Source organism: Agaricicola taiwanensis, assembly GCF_014635245.1.
GTDB classification, from domain to species: domain Bacteria; phylum Pseudomonadota; class Alphaproteobacteria; order Rhizobiales; family Methylopilaceae; genus Agaricicola; species Agaricicola taiwanensis.
Map to the genome: position 1 here is coordinate 405,599 of NZ_BMCP01000001.1, position 15,706 is coordinate 421,304.

At 64.5% G+C, this 15,706-nt stretch carries 15 protein-coding genes; 6 read left to right on the forward strand and 9 right to left on the reverse strand.

The annotated features are described in order from the left end of the window. Positions 1 to 42: 42 nt before the first annotated feature. Both IEV58_RS01930 and IEV58_RS01935 read right to left on the reverse strand, forming a co-directional pair. Positions 43 to 1,044 (reverse strand): sulfate ABC transporter substrate-binding protein, encoded by a 1,002-nt coding sequence (locus tag IEV58_RS01930; protein ID WP_188408011.1) that lies wholly within the window; start codon positions 1,042 to 1,044, stop codon positions 43 to 45. 120 nt (positions 1,045 to 1,164) lie between these two features. Continuing rightward, the gene (locus tag IEV58_RS01935) at positions 1,165 to 1,677 is read right to left on the reverse strand and encodes a DUF2244 domain-containing protein (RefSeq protein ID WP_188408012.1); all 513 of its coding nucleotides are present in this window, start codon (positions 1,675 to 1,677) and stop codon (positions 1,165 to 1,167) included. A 115-nt stretch (positions 1,678 to 1,792) separates the two neighbouring features. Between IEV58_RS01935 and nth the strand changes: the two genes are divergently transcribed. Both nth and IEV58_RS01945 read left to right on the forward strand, forming a co-directional pair. Beyond that, a complete protein-coding gene (gene nth / locus IEV58_RS01940) occupies positions 1,793 to 2,404 on the forward strand; it encodes an endonuclease III (RefSeq protein WP_229729122.1) in 612 nt (203 codons plus the stop codon). Between the two features lie 84 nt (positions 2,405 to 2,488). Further along, positions 2,489 to 3,169 (forward strand): sulfate transporter family protein, encoded by a 681-nt coding sequence (locus IEV58_RS01945; RefSeq protein ID WP_188408014.1) that lies wholly within the window; start codon positions 2,489 to 2,491, stop codon positions 3,167 to 3,169. A gap of 18 nt (positions 3,170 to 3,187) precedes the next feature. On the opposite strand, the gene pheT is transcribed toward IEV58_RS01945, so the two are convergent. The 6 genes from pheT to IEV58_RS01975 all read right to left on the reverse strand — a co-directional run bounded on the left by pheT (position 3,188) and on the right by IEV58_RS01975 (position 9,464). Continuing rightward, positions 3,188 to 5,605 (reverse strand): phenylalanine--tRNA ligase subunit beta, encoded by a 2,418-nt coding sequence (gene pheT, locus IEV58_RS01950; protein WP_188408015.1) that lies wholly within the window; start codon positions 5,603 to 5,605, stop codon positions 3,188 to 3,190. Between the two features lie 16 nt (positions 5,606 to 5,621). Then, complete coding sequence (pheS, locus tag IEV58_RS01955) at positions 5,622 to 6,704, reverse strand: phenylalanine--tRNA ligase subunit alpha (protein WP_188408016.1); 1,083 nt, start codon at positions 6,702 to 6,704, stop codon at positions 5,622 to 5,624. Between the two features lie 131 nt (positions 6,705 to 6,835). Beyond that, positions 6,836 to 7,195 carry a 50S ribosomal protein L20 gene (rplT, locus tag IEV58_RS01960; protein WP_188408017.1) on the reverse strand — a complete coding sequence of 120 codons (360 nt, stop codon included), beginning with the start codon at positions 7,193 to 7,195 and terminating at the stop codon, positions 6,836 to 6,838. A 44-nt stretch (positions 7,196 to 7,239) separates the two neighbouring features. Further along, complete coding sequence (gene rpmI / locus IEV58_RS01965) at positions 7,240 to 7,443, reverse strand: 50S ribosomal protein L35 (protein ID WP_188408018.1); 204 nt, start codon at positions 7,441 to 7,443, stop codon at positions 7,240 to 7,242. Between the two features lie 197 nt (positions 7,444 to 7,640). Then, entirely contained in the window at positions 7,641 to 8,279 is a 639-nt protein-coding gene (infC, locus tag IEV58_RS01970) for a translation initiation factor IF-3 (RefSeq protein ID WP_229729123.1), read from the reverse strand. A 12-nt stretch (positions 8,280 to 8,291) separates the two neighbouring features. Next, a complete protein-coding gene (locus tag IEV58_RS01975) occupies positions 8,292 to 9,464 on the reverse strand; it encodes a glycosyltransferase family 4 protein (protein ID WP_188408019.1) in 1,173 nt (390 codons plus the stop codon). Positions 9,465 to 9,581: 117 nt separating this feature from the next. Here IEV58_RS01975 and IEV58_RS01980 point away from each other — a divergent pair, with 117 nt between their 5' ends. From IEV58_RS01980 to IEV58_RS01990, 3 genes are read left to right on the forward strand one after another with little or no spacing between them, the layout of a single operon-like run. Further along, positions 9,582 to 10,346 carry an alpha/beta hydrolase gene (locus tag IEV58_RS01980; protein WP_229729124.1) on the forward strand — a complete coding sequence of 255 codons (765 nt, stop codon included), beginning with the start codon at positions 9,582 to 9,584 and terminating at the stop codon, positions 10,344 to 10,346. Positions 10,347 to 10,389: 43 nt separating this feature from the next. Beyond that, complete coding sequence (locus IEV58_RS01985) at positions 10,390 to 11,178, forward strand: M48 family metallopeptidase (RefSeq protein WP_188408021.1); 789 nt, start codon at positions 10,390 to 10,392, stop codon at positions 11,176 to 11,178. A 34-nt stretch (positions 11,179 to 11,212) separates the two neighbouring features. Then, positions 11,213 to 12,415: a multidrug effflux MFS transporter gene (locus IEV58_RS01990; RefSeq protein WP_188408022.1), complete on the forward strand. Its 1,203-nt coding sequence runs from the start codon at positions 11,213 to 11,215 to the stop codon at positions 12,413 to 12,415. Positions 12,416 to 12,418: 3 nt separating this feature from the next. Here IEV58_RS01990 and IEV58_RS01995 read toward each other — a convergent pair whose 3' ends face one another. After that, a complete protein-coding gene (locus IEV58_RS01995; RefSeq protein ID WP_188408023.1) occupies positions 12,419 to 14,641 on the reverse strand; it encodes a transglycosylase domain-containing protein in 2,223 nt (740 codons plus the stop codon). 159 nt (positions 14,642 to 14,800) lie between these two features. Here IEV58_RS01995 and IEV58_RS02000 point away from each other — a divergent pair, with 159 nt between their 5' ends. Then, positions 14,801 to 15,694: an NAD(P)/FAD-dependent oxidoreductase gene (locus IEV58_RS02000; RefSeq protein WP_188408024.1), complete on the forward strand. Its 894-nt coding sequence runs from the start codon at positions 14,801 to 14,803 to the stop codon at positions 15,692 to 15,694. Positions 15,695 to 15,706: the final 12 nt, after the last annotated feature.

Consider the following 15,706-nt stretch of genomic DNA (forward strand, 5'->3'; position numbering starts at 1 on the left):
CGATGGGAGCCCGGTCAGAAGGCCGGACCCCACCTATCACAGTCAGCGATTGACGAACACCTTGTCGAGCTTGCCGCCCTCGCCGAAGTGTTCCTTGGTGACCTTATCCCAGCCGCCGAACACATCCTCAACCGTCACGAGGCGCACCTCCGGGAAGCGATCGGCATATTTGGCCTTTACGCTTTCATCGTGCACGCGGTTGAAGTTCTGGGCGAGGATATCCTGGCCCTCCGGCGCATAGAGGAACTTCAGATAGGTCTCGGCGATGGCGCGAGATCCGCGTGCGTCGGCAACCTTGTCGACGACGGAAACCGGGAACTCAGCCAAAAGGCTCATCTCCGGCACGACGGCCTCATATTTGTCCTCGCCGAATTCACGGCGGATGCCATGCACCTCGGCCTCGAAGGTGATCAGGACGTCGCCGATCTCACGCTCCACGAAGGTAGTGGTAGCAGCGCGGCCGCCGGTATCGAACACCGGAACATTGGCGAAGACCTTCTTGAGGTACTCCTCCACCTTCGCCTCGTCGTTGTTGAAGGCTTCCTTGGCGTAGGCAGCGGCGGCCAGATAGGTGTAGCGCGCGTTGCCCGAGGTCTTCGGGTTGGGGAAGATCACCTTCACGTCATCGCGGGCAAGATCGGCCCATCCCTTGATGTTCTTCGGATTGTCGGCGCGAACCAGGAAGGCCGGAAGCGAATAGTAGGGCGAGGCATTGTTGGGCAGGCGCGACTGCCAGTCTTCCGACACGAGGCTGCCCTTGGCCAGCATCTTGACATCGATCACCTGGTTGAAGGTCACGACGTCGGCCTGAAGGCCTTCCAGGATCGAACGGGCCTGCTTGGACGAGCCGGCATGGCTCTGGTCGACGGTCAGGCTCTTGCCGGTCTCCGCCTCGTAATTCTTCGTGAAAGCCTCGTTGATCTGAACATAGAGCTCACGCGCGATGTCGTAGGACACGTTCAGGATTTTACTCGGCTCCTCCGCTTTGAGCGGCGTGGCCGAAAGAGCGAGTGCGACGAGCACGCCGCCAAGAATCTTTTTCATAGGTCTATCCGAGTTCATCCATGGCGCTTCGATCGCACCGGTTGAACGCGAATATGGCGGAAATAGAAATATATTACAAGAGAAAAAGGATATTTGTATATTAAACACAAACTATATGTATTAATGGCCGTAGCGAGGACCGCGTCTTGCCTCTGCCAAGGCCTTTGCAAAGGCCTCGGCAAAGTCCGCTCGCTCCGGCGGCGACAGGAAACCGCCCACATCGAGGCTACGGTTGCGCTCCAGGATCGCCAGCCGCATCAATCCGTAATCTTCATCCTCCTCCCGCTTCAACCGAACCCAGAGGGGATTGAACCGCCATTCGGAGACATCGCCCCAGTGCGAGATCTTGCGCACAAAGAGCTCCAGCGCCGTGACGGAGACTTCCTCGCGCGCCCGGGCGGTGCGATAGCTCCAGCGGAAGGCGAGCCAAAGCAGCAGGACATCAAGCCCGAAGAACCCCACCACGGGCCAGGCACCCATCATGTAGAATGGAAGGCTCGCGATGGCGCTGAGAAGAGCGACAGCCATCATCAATCGCTTGAAGCCCGTCGGCGTCAGCGAACGGTGAGGCCGGATCTCCGCGGCGAACAGAAGCTGCTCCGCAGGGCCCTTCTGATGCTTGTCGTCATCCATGAGACACAATACTAACGTTCCGATGCCAGCCCGCCAGTCCCCTGCTCCCCCCAAACCGAAAGCATCCAGGCCGAGGAAGCGTCCCGCTCGCCTTTCCCCGGCGGCGGTGGAGGAGATGTTCCAGCGCTTTTACCAGGCAAATCCCGAACCGAAGGGCGAGCTGGAATACGTCAATCCCTTCACCTTGGTCGTGGCGGTCGCGCTCTCCGCGCAGGCAACGGATGTGGGCGTCAACAAGGCGACTCGCAAGCTGTTTGAGGTGGCGGATACGCCGGAAAAGATGCTGGCTCTCGGAGAGGATGGTCTCATCCAGCACATCAAGACCATCGGCCTTTACCGCAACAAGGCGAAGAACGTCATCGCGCTGTCCAAACGCCTGATCGAGGTCTACGGCGGCAAGGTGCCGGAAACCCGTGAGGAGCTCGAGACCCTGCCGGGGGTCGGTCGCAAGACGGCCAACGTGGTGCTGAACATCGCCTTTGGCCATCCGACCATTGCCGTCGACACCCACCTCTTCAGGGTCGGCAACCGAACGGGGCTCGCTCCGGGCGCCAATCCGCTGAAGGTTGAACTCGAACTTGAGCGCGTCGTGCCCGAACGCTGGAAGCATCACGCCCATCATTGGCTGATCCTGCACGGCCGCTATGTGTGCAAGGCGCGAAGGCCCGATTGCCCTTCCTGCCTCATCCGCGACATCTGCCTCTACGATGACAAGACCGTGGCCTGAGGCCTCACAGCCATCGGATGAGCCTTGCGCGGGGCCCGGCTTCGCACCACTTTCGTCATGACGACAGCAACGGGGACACCTCTCATGATCGATGCGGCGTTACTCGCCCTGCGCCAGGCCTTCTCGCCGCCGTTCCGCATGGTGCTCTTCAAGAGCGTCGGTCTCGCGCTTTTACTGCTGATCCTGATCGGTGCGGGTTTGCAGGCGGCGCTGGCCCATCTGGTCGTTCTGCAGAATGTCTTCCTGGATTGGACCGCGGCGATCGCGTCCGCGCTCGGCATCCTGGTCGTGCTGTTCTTCGCCGTGCCTCCGATCATCTCGCTGGTAGCCGGCTTCTTTCTCGACGAGATCGCGGGCGAGGTCGAGCGCACGCACTATCCGGCCGATGCTCCTGGCCGGGAGCAGCCCCTGGCACGCTCGCTCATTCTGGCCATCAAATTCGCAGCCCTGGTGCTGGTGGTGAACATCGGCGTGCTGCTGCTGGCGCTCATTCCGGGTGTCAACCTGATCGCCTGGTGGCTCGCCAACGGCTATCTGCTCGGTCGGGAATATTTTGAACTTGCCGCCATGCGGTTCCGGTCCCCGGAAGAAGCCAAGGCGTTGCGGCGGCAGCATCGCGGCCGCGTGTTCTTCGGCGGGCTGATGATCGCTGCCATGATGGCGATCCCCATCGTCAACCTGGCAACGCCGCTGGTCGCCACCGCCTTCATGGTGCATATCCACAAGCGTGTCGGCCGCCGGGTCGAACTGCTCGACCCGGCCTGACGGCGCATCTTGAGGGGCTTAGCCTCTGAGCGTGCCGCCGGTTGCCTTTTCGACGGCACTCACCACGCGCCCAGCGATCGCTTCGATCTCCGCATCGGTCAGCGTCTTCTCCCGCGGCTGCAGCGTCACGGCCAGCGCGACCGAGGCCTTGCCATCGGGAACACCGGTTCCGGTGTAGACATCAAAGACATCGACGCCGGTGATGAACTGCTTGTCGGCACCCTGGGCGGCGCGGATCAGATCGCCCGCCTTGACGTTGCGATCCACCAGGAAGGCGAAGTCGCGGCTGATGGGCTGGAAGTCGCTCTTGTCGAGCGGCGGCTTGGCTTTGGTCGGCTTTGACCTCGGTGCGGGCAACCGATCCAGGATCACCTCGAAAGCGGCGAGCGGACCGGAGATGTCGAGTTCCTGCAGCACGCGGGGGTGCAGCTCACCGAAATGGCCCAGCGCTAGCTTCGGTCCCATCTGCAGGGTGCCGGAGCGGCCGGGATGGAACCACTCCGGACCGCCGGACACCACCTGCACCTTGGACGGATCGATACCGAGCGCTGTCAGCAGCGCCAGCGCGTCGGCCTTGGCGTCGAACGCATCGACGGGCTCCGGCTTCCCGCTCCAATGGCGGCCGGTGCCCTCCGGCGTCGCGAGACCGCGGCGAAGTCCTGTGGCTGCGATGAACTGATCCTCGGGCTTATCGCCGGAGAACACCTGCCCCACTTCGAACAGGGCAACGTCGGGATAACCGCGATCGGCGTTCTTTTGCGCGGCAACTGCGAGGCCCGGCAGCAAGCTTGGCCGCATGTCCGAAAGATCCGCGGCGATGGGATTGGCCAATGCAAGCTCCGCCGCTCCGCCGCCGAAGGCTGTCGCATGCCCTTTCGGCACGAAGGACCAGGTGACGGCTTCAACCAGGCCGCGAGCGGCCAGGGCGCGCTTGGCCGCGCGGGTGCGCCTTTGGATAAGGGTCAGGACCGGCTGCGGCACCTCCGGCGCCCGCGGCAGGGCGATCGGCGTCACCTTGTCGAGCCCCACGATGCGGACGACCTCTTCCACGATATCGGCCTTGCCATGGATGTCCGGCCGCCAGGTCGGCGCCGCCACCTTGACGGTCTCGCCGGTGCCGGCGACCCAGAAGCCGAGCGCGGTGAGAACATGTTTCATCTCCACGGGCTGCAGCTCCAGGCCCGTAAGGCGCTGAACCTCGCGATAGGGGAAGTCGATGATCTTCTGCGGCTCGGGAACCTCGCCCTCCAGCACCACCTCCGAAGCCTCGCCCCCGCACAGGTCGAGGATGAGCTTGGTGGCAGCTTCCAGTCCCGGCAGGGTGAAGGCGGGATCAACCCCGCGTTCGAAGCGATGGCGCGCGTCGGAATGAACGCCGAGGCGACGGCCCGTGCGGGCGATGTTCTCAGGGTCCCACAGCGCCGATTCGATCAGCACATCGACCGTTTCCTCGGTGCAGCCGGAGCCCTCGCCGCCCATGATGCCGGCAAGCGACTGGACGCCAGTTTCATCCGCGATGACGACAGCGTCCGCCGGCAGTTCGTAGATCTTGCCGTCAAGAGCAGGCAGGCTTTCGCCTTCCCGCGCCAGACGCACCACGAGGTCGCCGGAGATCTTCGCGGCGTCGAACACGTGGAGCGGGCGCGCGCGATCGTAGGTGAGGAAGTTGGTGATATCGACGAGACAGTTGATGGGTCGCAGTCCGATGGCCTTGAGCCGGCTCTGCAGCCAGGCCGGGGAAGGTCCGTTCTTGACGCCGCGCACCAGACGCAGGGCGAAGGCGGGGCACAGTGCCTCTTCGCCGGCCGGCAGCTCGCGCCGCACCCTAGTCGGGCAGGGGAACTGACCGCGGACCGGATTGACCGGCGCCGTCTTGAGAGTGCCGATCTCGGCGGCGGCCAGATCGCGGGCGACGCCCTCCACACCGAGACAGTCCGGCCGATTGGGCGTGACCGCGATCTCGATCACGGGATCGGCCACACCCATCAGCGGCGCGAACGGCTGTCCCACCGGCGCGTCCGCCGGCATCTCGATAATGCCGTCGTGCTCGCCCGAAAGGCCCATCTCCCGTTCGGAGACGAGCATGCCGTTGGATTCCACGTCGCGGATCCTGGTGGGCTTCAGCACCATGCCGTTGGCCGGAATGGTGGAGCCGGATGGCGCGAAGACCGCCTTCATGCCGGTCCGGGCATTGGGCGCGCCGCAGACCACCTGGACTTCGCCGGCGCCGGTATCGACACGGCAGACCCTGAGCTTGTCGGCGTTGGGATGGGGCTTCGCCTCGATGACGTGGACGACCTTGAAGGGTGCAAGCTGCGCTCCCCGGTCCTCGATGGCTTCCACCTCAAGGCCCACATGGGTCAGCGTATCCGCGACCTTCTCAAGGCCCGCGTCGGTGGCGAGGTGTTCCTTCAGCCAGGAGAGCGTGAATTTCATTGGATGATCTCCCGGTTCAGTTCGATAGGCCGCCGGCCAGGGTCGGCAGGTCCAGGGGACGGAAGCCGTAGTGCTGGAGCCAGCGGACATCGGCTTCGAAGAAGGCGCGCAGATCCGGCAGGCCATACTTCAGCATGGCGATGCGATCGATGCCCATGCCCCAGGCAAAGCCCTGATAGATATCGGGATCGAGGCCGCAGTTGCGCAGCACATTTGGGTGCACCATGCCGCAGCCGAGGATCTCCAGCCAGTCGTCGCCCTCACCGAAACGGATGTCCGAGCCTTGCCGGCGGCAGCGGATGTCCACCTCCATGGAGGGTTCCGTGAAGGGGAAGAACGACGGCCGGAAGCGCATCTGCACGCTCGGCACCTCGAAGAAGGCGCGGCAAAATTCCTCCAGCACCCATTTGAGGTTCGCCATGTTGGCGTGCCGGTCGATGACCAGCCCCTCCACCTGGTGGAACATCGGGGTATGGGTCTGGTCGCTGTCATTGCGATAGGTGCGGCCCGGAATGATCACGCGGATCGGAGGCTCCTGGCTGCGCATGGTGCGGATCTGCACCGGCGAGGTGTGCGTGCGCAGCAAAAGCCGCGAGCCGTCCGCCTTTGGAGTGAAGAAGAAGGTGTCGTGCATTTCCCGCGCGGGATGACCTTCGGGGAAGTTCAGCGCCGTGAAGTTGTGCTCGTCATCCTCGATGTCCGAGCCCTCCGCGATGGCAAAACCCATGTCGGTGAAGATCGCGGTGATCTCGTCGATGACCTGGCTGATGGGATGAATGCGGCCGGTCTCTATGCCCGTGGGGCGCACCGGCAGAGTGACGTCGACAGCCTCGGAGGCGAGGCGCGCGTCAAGCGCTGCGCCGGCAAGGGTCGCCTTGCGCGCAGCCAATGCCTCGGTGACACGATCTTTGAGGCCGTTGATCGCGGGTCCGAGCGTCTTGCGCTCCTCCGGCGTCATGGCGCCAAGGGTCTTGAGCTGTTCGGAAACCGAGCCCTTCTTGCCGAGGGCGCCAACGCGCACCGCTTCCAGGGCGGCCTCGTCGGAGGCGGCCTCAATGGCGCCTAGGATATCGGATTGGAGCTTGTCGAGATCGCTCATGTCAGGTCACGCCGCTGGATTTCCGTCGGATGAAAGGGACGGTGCGGCGTGAACTGAAAACCGGGCCGCACCGGCCGCGCGGCGGCATGCCACCGCGCGGAAAAGGTCGGGCCTCAGATAGGACCGGGAGGTCAGGCTGCGATGGCAGCCTTCGACTTGGCGACCAGAGCTGCAAAGGCAGCCGGCTCGTGGATGGCGATATCCGAGAGCACCTTGCGGTCGACCTCGACCCCAGCCTTGCTGAGGCCGTCAATAAAGCGCGAATAGGTCAGGCCTTCCGCGCGCACGGCTGCGTTGATGCGCTGGATCCAGAGAGCGCGGAAGGTGCGCTTCTTGTTCTTGCGGTCGCGGTAGGCGTACTGCATTGCGCGATCGGTCGCCGCCTTCGCGGTGCGGATCGTATTCTTGCGACGTCCGTAAAAGCCTTTGGCGGCCTTCAGGACCTTCTTGTGTTTTGCGTGAGCGGTTACACCGCGCTTCACACGGGCCATGGTTCAGTCTCCGTGGCGAGGGTTTCGGGAAAGTCTTGAAAGGCTCAGCGACCGCCGTAGGGCATATGCGCCTTCACGATACGTGCATCCTGATCAGTCAGAATGGTCGTGCCGCGCTGGTTGCGGATCTGCTTGTTGGTCCGCTTGATCATGCCGTGGCGCTTGCCGGCCTGGGTCGCGATGACCTTGCCGGAACCGGTGAAGCGGAAGCGCTTCTTCGCGCTCGACTTCGTCTTCATCTTGGGCATTTTGCTCTCCAAAGGTTGGGACGGCCCGGGGGCGGTCCAACAGCAAACAAGCCCGCCACGGCAGCCCATACAGCCGGGCGGGCATCTCAAAGCGTGGGTCTTCTAGTCTGGGAGGCTGTGAATGGCAAGAGGGCGAAGCAAAAACCGCGCCTCACTGCCAGTGGCCCTCCCTCGGGATGAGAGAGGGCTTTCACGTCTCAGCGTGGGGCCAGCACCATGATCATCTGTCGCCCTTCGAGCGACGGGTCGAGTTCGACCTTGGCAATCTCGGCTACTTCGTCACGGACCTTATGAAGCACCTTGAGCCCGAGCTCCTGGTGCGCCATTTCGCGGCCACGGAAGCGCAGGGTCAGCTTGACCTTGTCGCCTTCCTCGAAGAACCGCTTCACCGACCGCATCTTGACCTCATAGTCATGGCTGTCGATGTTCGGACGCATCTTGATCTCCTTGATCTCGACGGTCTTCTGGTTCTTGCGGGCCTCGGCAGCCTTCTTCTGGGCGGCGAACTTATACTTGCCGTAGTCGAGAATCTTGCAGACAGGCGGCACCGAATTCGGAGCGATCTCGACAAGGTCCAGGCCGACATCGTCGGCAAGCGCGAGCGCCTCGAACGTTGGGACGACACCGCGGTTGTTGCCTTCTGAATCGATCAGCTGAACTTCGCGGGACCGGATTTCCCTGTTGATGCGCGGTCCTTCCTTAGCGACCGGCGGGGGTGCACGATGCGGACGACGAATGGCCGTATTCTCCTCTAATGTTATCGATCGGCATCCGGAAACGCGGAAACGGCCGCGCCCTTCGCAGGACCGGACACCGTACCCAGAAGATCGTGACAAATAGCCTCGAAGTCAACAGGCCGTCAGCAATTCCGCATAGACTTTCAGCGTACTGTCGGTCATGGCGCGAAGAGAAAAGCCAGCTGCATGTTCCCGCGCGCGTAGCGCAAGACCTTCCCGCTGAACGTCTGTCAGGGACAAAGCCTCGCCAAGCGCGCCGGCAAGGGCCGCCGCATCGCCCGGTGGAACCCGCCAGCCGGTACGGTCGCGTTCCGCCACCTGTGGTGGGGCCAAAACCGTTTCCGGCGCGGCGCCATGATCGCTGACGACAACCGGCCGTCCCATGGCCTGCGCCTCCACGGCCGACCGGCCAAAGGCCTCCGGCTCGGTCGACGGCACCGTCACCACGGCCGAGGCCGCGATCGCGACCTGGATGTCCGGCACATGACCGACAAGAAAGACGCGATCGCCGAGGCCGAGTGCTTCGGCTTGGGCGCGCAGTTCCGCCGCATAGGCTTCCCGGCCCTGGGCGTCTCCGGCCAGCACGGCAACGACACCGTCAGGCATCCGGGCGAGCGCTTCGACCAGCACTTTCTGCCCTTTCCAAGCTGTCAGCCGCGCAGCCAGCAGCACGATGCGTGCATCAGACGGCACCCCCCAGGCTTGCCGGCAGGCCGCCACCTGGTCCGGCGTCACATAGGCAGGATCAAACCGGGAGAGGTCGGTGCCGCGATGGATCACGGCGATGCGGCTCGCCGCTTCGGAATGGTCCTGTACGATCCGGCGGGCGGTCCAATGCGAGTTGGCGATCACCGCGTCGCCACGCGCCATGACCGAATTGTAAAGTCGCTTCAGACGGTTCTGTGCTGAATAGGCGCCGGCCCAGGTCGTCACCAGGGGCACTTTGCCGGCGCGTGCCGCCATGAGCGCGCTCCAGGCTGGCGCCCGGGAGCGCGCGTGCAGGATCACGGCCTTTTCCTCCCGCAGGATAGCCATCAGCCGCTGTGCATTGGCGAGAATGCGCGCGGGATTCTTGGTCGCGGCGGGAAAGCTCCGGAAGATGCCGCCGGCAAGGCCAAGCTCCGCCACCATACGGCCTCCTTCCGACAGCACGAGAGGCCGCGCGCCCTGTGCCGCCAGCGCCGCGGCCACGTCCACCGTCGTGCGCTCCACGCCCCCCGCATTAAGCTCCGGTACGATCTGGATGATCGTCCTGCCGGCGAGGAGATGGGAAAAATCCTGCATGGTGTTCGTCTTTTGCCGACATGCGGTCCATAATCTGCAAATCGACATCAAGCTTTAACGAAAGGGAAAGCCTGATGCTGCCGCCAATGCGGCCGGATGCGCTGGGGGAGCCTTAACGTGACGGACAGTGAACTTCAATTCATCGATGTGGCCGACAACCGCATCGCGGTGCTAACCACTGACGGACGGGGGCCGAGCGTGATCTGGCTCGGCGGTTTTCGCTCCGATATGCGTGGCACCAAGGCCGAACGTCTGGCCGAGTGGGGCGGACAATGGAACCGGGCCGTCATCAGGTTCGACTACTCCGGCCACGGTGAGAGCGGCGGACGCTTCGAGGATGGAACGATCAGCCTCTGGGCGCGCGAGGCGCGCGCCGTGATCGACACCTTCGGCGGCCATGACCCGGTCCTGGTCGGGTCCTCGATGGGCGGCTGGATCGCGCTCATGATCGCCAAGGCCATGGCCGAGGAGGGGCGGCCTGTTTCCGGGCTGGTGCTGATCGCGCCGGCGGTGGACTTCACCGAACGCCTGATCTGGCCGGAACTTTCCGAAAGCGCCCAGCACGAGATCATGGAACACGGCCAATGGCTGCGCCCGTCGGAATATTCGGAAGAACCTTATCCCATCACGCGGGTCTTGATCGAAGACGGCCGCGACAATCTCCTGTTCGACCGCCCGTTGCGCGTTGGTGCGCCGGTGCGCATCCTCCAGGGCATGAAGGATCCGGATGTGCCCTGGAGCCATGCCATGACGCTTGTCGAGCATCTCGCGGAGGATGATGTGACCGTCACCCTGGTGAAGGATGGTGACCACCGCCTTTCGCGCGATGAGGACATTGAGCGTCTGCTCGAGGCTGTGGAGACCATCGTTCCGTCGGCATGATCGGGCTGGCGGGCGGACTCCGACTCAACCATGATTCGCGCCGATGTTGCGCCGATTCATCCGTCCCTCCCTGCCGACGGCCTTTGAAATTGATGTCGAAGGCCGCCGCATTCCCATCATGGTCCGTCAGAGCGCTCGGGCGCGGCGGATGAGCCTGCGCGTGCGCCGTGCCGAGCGCGATGTGGTGCTGACCCTTCCACCCCGCGCCAGTCTGGTCATGGCGGAGAACTTCGCCCAGCGGCACGGCCGGTGGATCGCCGAGCGGGTCGAACAACTGCCCAATGTGGTGCCCTTCAGTCATGGCGCAAGCATCCCTTTGCGCGGCGTGCTGCACCGGATCGAGCACCGCGACAGCCTGCGCGGCCTTGTGGAGGTCTTGGAGCGTGACGAGCCGGTGATCGAGGTGCCCGGCCTGATCGAGAGCCTGCCACGGCGCATGGCGGATTTCCTGCGGCGGGAAGCGCGCCGCGATCTGGAAGAGGCCGTCACGCGCCATGCGACGAAGCTGGGCGTGAAGTTCGGCCGCATCAGCATCAAGGATACGCGCAGCCGCTGGGGCTCCTGCTCCGCCGACGGCAATTTCTCCTTTTCCTGGCGGCTCATCATGGCGCCCTCCTACGTGCTGGACTATCTCGCCGCGCATGAAGTGGCGCACCGCCGTGAGATGAACCATTCGCGGCGCTACTGGGCCGTGCTGCGCGACCTCTTTCCGGAAACCGACGCGGCGGAAGCCTGGCTGACGGCCCATGGCGCGGAACTGCATTGCTACGGCGCGGCGGCCGGCGCATGCGACGGGCCATCGACCAAAGGTGCGTCGACTCTAAGGGGGTAGCGCCCTAGATGGATGGTGATCCACGGAACCATCCATGCCACTTCGTCCTGAGACCTTCGCGCTGACAGCATTGCTCAGCATGCTGACAGCCATGAATCCCCTGTCCATCGACATGTATCTGCCCTCGCTGCCGATCCTGACGCAGGAGCTGGGGGCGACGCCGGCCGAGGGCCAGCTGACGCTGTCGATCTTTCTCGCCGGCTTCGCGGTGGGCCAGATATTCTATGGTCCCTTGTCCGATCGCTACGGGCGCAAGCCGCTGCTGCTGGCGGGTCTCGTGATCTTCGCGGCGGCGAGTGTGATCTGCGCTTCGGTCACCTCCATCGAAGGCCTCATCGCCGCGCGCTTCTTGCAGGCTGTGGGCGGCTCGGGGCCCGTGGTGCTGGCGCGCTCCATGGTGCGTGACTTCTATTCCGGGCCGCGCGCCGGCCAGGAACTGGCGCGCATGGGCGTGATCATGGGTGTGGTGCCGGCAGGAGCACCATTGCTCGGTGGCCTCCTGGAAAACCTGTTCGGCTGGCGGGCAAGCTTCATTCTCATCTTCGTCATCGCCTGCCTGCTTCTCGGCGTCGTCTGGGCCAAACTTCCGGAAACGGTGCGCGAGAAGCGGCGGGAGCCGATCACATTGCTGTCGATCTTCAACGGTTACCGTTTCCTCCTGCTCAGCGCTGCATACCGGGGCTATGTGGCTCTCACCTCCATCGCCTTTGCCGGCCTTTTTGCCTACATCTCCGCCTCGTCATTCGTCCTGCAGGGCATCTATGGACTCGACGAGTTTCACTTCGCGCTGATGTTCGCCATGGCTGTTCTGGGCTTCGTCGTCGGCGGTTTCATCGGGAGCAAGGTCGTCAGGAAGATCGGCATCGACGGCGCGATCCGCCTCGGCAGCTGGTTCCTGGCCGCGGGAGGAATTCTCATGCTGCTCGCGGTCATCCTGGGCCCCGGCCATCCGCTGGAGGTGACGCTTCCGATCACGATCTACCTCGTGGGGATCGGGCTCGTCATGCCGCAGGCGCTGGCGGGCGCCATGCAGCCGTTTCCCGATCGTGCCGGTTCCGCCTCCTCGCTCTCAGGCCTCCTGCAGATGACCACCGCCTCCATCGCCGGCGTCGGTATCGGCCATGTGATCGGCGAGACGGTCCTGCCAGTGGCGCTTGCGATCGCGGGGCTTGGCCTTCTGGCCCTCGTGATCGAGCGCGTCAGCCGGCGCGCTCGCGCCGACGCGCTCATCATCTAGAGCTCAACCGCCGAACAGGCGCTTCAGGAAGTTGACCGGCTTCTGGATGATCGCGGGGGCTTCAGCCACGGGGGCTTGCTGCACCGGCGGGTCATAGGACCGCGGGTTCCATTCACCGGGCAACTGCGCCACCGGGACACCTTCCAGAGCGCGCTGCATGAAGCTGCTCCACACCGTCACCGGCAGGTTCGAGCCCGAGGCTCGTTTGGTCGGGGAATTGTCGTCGTTTCCGAGCCAGACAGCCGTGACCATATTGGTGGTGTAGCCGACGAACCAGGCGTCGCGGTAGTCCTGGCTGGTGCCGGTCTTGCCCGCCGCATCCCAGCCCGGAAGTTCTGCCTTGGACGCGGTGCCGACGCGCAGCGTCTCGCGCAGCATGCTGTTCATCATGCCCACATATTCGGGCGCGATCACATCGACCCGCGGCGGCGCTTGCCGCTCATAGATCACTTTCCCTTCCGCATCGGTGATGCGCGTCACCACATAGGGCTCCACGCGGGCCCCGCCATTGGCGAAGGGCGTATAGGCGGTCGCCATTTCCAGCGGCGTGACCTCGGAGGTGCCCAGCGCGAGCGAGGCATTGGGCGTCAGCTTGGAGTGGATGCCCAGCTCCGCCGCCAGATTGGCCACATTCTGCGGGCCGACCTCCACCGCCAGGCGCACCGCCACGGTGTTGAGGGAGAAGGCGAGGGCCTGCGTCAGGGTAACGTTGCCGTGATATTTCTTGTTGGAGTTCTCCGGGCTCCAGTTGCCATAGCGAACCGGCGCATCAAGGCGCACGTCAAAGGGCGTCAGTCCGGTCTCGAGAGCCGCGAGATAAACGAACGGCTTGAAGGAAGAGCCCGGTTGGCGGCGCGCTTGAATGGCGCGATTGAAGCTGCTCTCGGCATAGCTGCGGCCGCCGACCAGCGCCTGTACGGCGCCGTCGGGGCTGAGCGCGACGAGGGCGCCCTGCGAGACACCAAGTTCCTTGCCGCGCTTCTCGAGCCCCTCCACCAGGGCCTGCTCGGCAAATTTCTGCATGGTCGGGTCGACGGTGACGTCGACGAAGATGTCGTTTTCGTAAGGACCGATCAGTCGGTCGACCTCGGACGCGACCCAGTCGGCGACATAGCCGGTGGAATCCTGCGGTGGGGGTGGCGTCACGGCGGAGGGCGCGGCGAAGGCCTGCTGCGCTTCCTGCTGGGTGATGAAGCCGGCGTCCGCCATGGCCGCCAGCACCAGCTTCGCGCGGGCATTCGCGGCGTCGGGGTTCTTGGTGGGGGCCAGGCGCGACGGCGCCTGCACGAGGCCTGCGAGAATTGCGGCTTCCGCCAGACTCACATTGCGCGCTGATTTGCCGAAGAAACGTCGGGCGGCGGCTTCCACGCCATGTGCTCCCGCGCCGAAGTAGACGCGGTTGAGATACATCTCCAGGATCTCGTCCTTGGTGAAGCTCATCTCCAGCCAGCCGGCGAGGATCAGTTCCTGAAACTTGCGCTCCAGGCTGCGGTCGGGCGTCAGGAAGATGTTCTTGGCGAGCTGCTGAGTCAGCGTCGAGCCGCCCTGGACGAAGCCGCCAGCGCGGAAGTTCTCGACGGCGGCGCGCAGGATGCCCTTGGGGTCGAATCCCCAGTGCGAGCGGAACCGGCGGTCCTCGATGGCGATCACCGCATTGGGCAGATCCGGCGGCATTTCCTCGATGCCCACGAAGCCCGCCGTCTCGCCCCGCGTCGCCAGCACCATGGTGTTGGGCGCGATCATCGTCATGCTCGGCGGCCGTTTGGGGACGGCGAGCTCATGGATCGGCGGCAGCTTGCCGATTTCATAAACCAGCAATCCCGCAAGCGCGATGCCGCCCAGGACGGCGACGGTCATGCCGAAGCGGAAGATCCGCCCGATGAAGCTGCGTTTGCGCTTGCGGCCGGTTGTCCGGCGGGCTGTCGATGAGGAGCGGCTCTTGCCACGCGAGCTCTTGCGCCCTCTTGCGGGTGCCATATCGAATTCCTCATCATAGGAGGCATCATCGTCGGGTAAGGGCTCGAACCGCAAAGGCCGCCGCTCGTCCACCCGTGGCGCCCGCCGTTCGGTGTCGCCCTTGTCGCGGCGCTGGGGTGCGTCTCGTCCCCGTCCGCTGCGGCCGCTGGGACGATCATTCTCAGTCAGCCGCAGGTCCAGCTCGGCTTCCGGCTTGAAGTCGAAGACCGGCTCGCGGCGTTCGCCGCGCTTGCCCCAACGTCCAAACATGGTTCGTAAAAATCCCTCGGAAACCAACGCGCCCGCACGCGTGTGCAACGTCACCCCCTGCACTGTGAATGCGGCGGGTTTAGGGTGAGTTACGACGGGGCGCCTCTTGCCGCAACTGCTCAAGCGGGGCAAAACCTCAATCTCAGCCAAGGGAGCATTATGTCCAGCATCGATGAAAGGGCTGTCTGGGACGCGGCGATCGTTGGAGCTGGACCGGCCGGCGCCTCCTGCGCCATCTGGCTGAAGCTCCTCGGATTTCAACCGATCGTGATTGACTCCCGCCCCCAGCCAGGTGGTCGTCTGGCCGACAGCCCCTATGACAACCCATGGATCGTGACGGCGCGATCGAACGCGACAGGGTTGTTGCTTTCCGGCGACATCGCCGCAAATCTCGCCGATCGGGCTGTTTCGCTGAGGCTCGGCATAAGCGTCGACGAAATCTCCCGCACACCCTCGGCCTTTGTCCTGCGTCTGGGCGATGGCGGCACCGTCGCCTCGCACACCCTGGTGGTGGCGAGCGGCCTCGCCGCCGTCACCGGCGGTCTCGATCCGGCAACCGGTGTCTTCTTCGGGCCGGGCCAGGCGGTCTTCGACCTGGGCGTGCACGGCAAATCCGTCGCCGTCCTCGGCGGTGGCGACAATGCATTCGATCATGCGGCGCTGCTGCGCCAGCGCGGCGCGGCACGCGTGCGCATCTTCGCACGCTCCATCCGGGCCCGTCCGGCCCTGGTGTCGGCAGCGGGTGAGGCCGAGGTGACGATCGGCGGCTATGAAGTGAACACCTCGGCGCGCCGCATCAACGGCGAACCATTCGATCTTCTCCTGGTCATGTATGGCTTTCAGCCCATGCTTCCCCGCCTCAGGGGTCTCGCGCCCCGCCGGAACGAGGCGGGCTACATGGTGACGGACTGGAGCAGCGCGGAAACCTCGGAGACGGGCCTCTATGCCATCGGCGACGTCGCTGGCCGTGGGCATCCGAGCGTCCCCACCGCGCTTGCCGATGGGGTCACCGCCGCCAAAGCGATCGAGGCGCGTCTCATCAGGAAGCCTTAACGACCGGCACGT

Coding starts and splice junctions, on each gene's coding strand:
- IEV58_RS01930 (WP_188408011.1), bottom strand. CDS start 1,044: ATGAAAAAGATTCTTGGCGGCGTGCTCGTCGCACTCGCTCTTTCGGCC.
- IEV58_RS01935 (WP_188408012.1), bottom strand. CDS start 1,677: ATGGATGACGACAAGCATCAGAAGGGCCCTGCGGAGCAGCTTCTGTTC.
- nth (WP_229729122.1), top strand. CDS start 1,793: ATGTTCCAGCGCTTTTACCAGGCAAATCCCGAACCGAAGGGCGAGCTG.
- IEV58_RS01945 (WP_188408014.1), top strand. CDS start 2,489: ATGATCGATGCGGCGTTACTCGCCCTGCGCCAGGCCTTCTCGCCGCCG.
- pheT (WP_188408015.1), bottom strand. CDS start 5,605: ATGAAATTCACGCTCTCCTGGCTGAAGGAACACCTCGCCACCGACGCG.
- pheS (WP_188408016.1), bottom strand. CDS start 6,704: ATGAGCGATCTCGACAAGCTCCAATCCGATATCCTAGGCGCCATTGAG.
- rplT (WP_188408017.1), bottom strand. CDS start 7,195: ATGGCCCGTGTGAAGCGCGGTGTAACCGCTCACGCAAAACACAAGAAG.
- rpmI (WP_188408018.1), bottom strand. CDS start 7,443: ATGCCCAAGATGAAGACGAAGTCGAGCGCGAAGAAGCGCTTCCGCTTC.
- IEV58_RS01975 (WP_188408019.1), bottom strand. CDS start 9,464: ATGCAGGATTTTTCCCATCTCCTCGCCGGCAGGACGATCATCCAGATC.
- IEV58_RS01985 (WP_188408021.1), top strand. CDS start 10,390: ATGTTGCGCCGATTCATCCGTCCCTCCCTGCCGACGGCCTTTGAAATT.
- IEV58_RS01990 (WP_188408022.1), top strand. CDS start 11,213: ATGCCACTTCGTCCTGAGACCTTCGCGCTGACAGCATTGCTCAGCATG.
- IEV58_RS01995 (WP_188408023.1), bottom strand. CDS start 14,641: ATGTTTGGACGTTGGGGCAAGCGCGGCGAACGCCGCGAGCCGGTCTTC.
- IEV58_RS02000 (WP_188408024.1), top strand. CDS start 14,801: ATGTCCAGCATCGATGAAAGGGCTGTCTGGGACGCGGCGATCGTTGGA.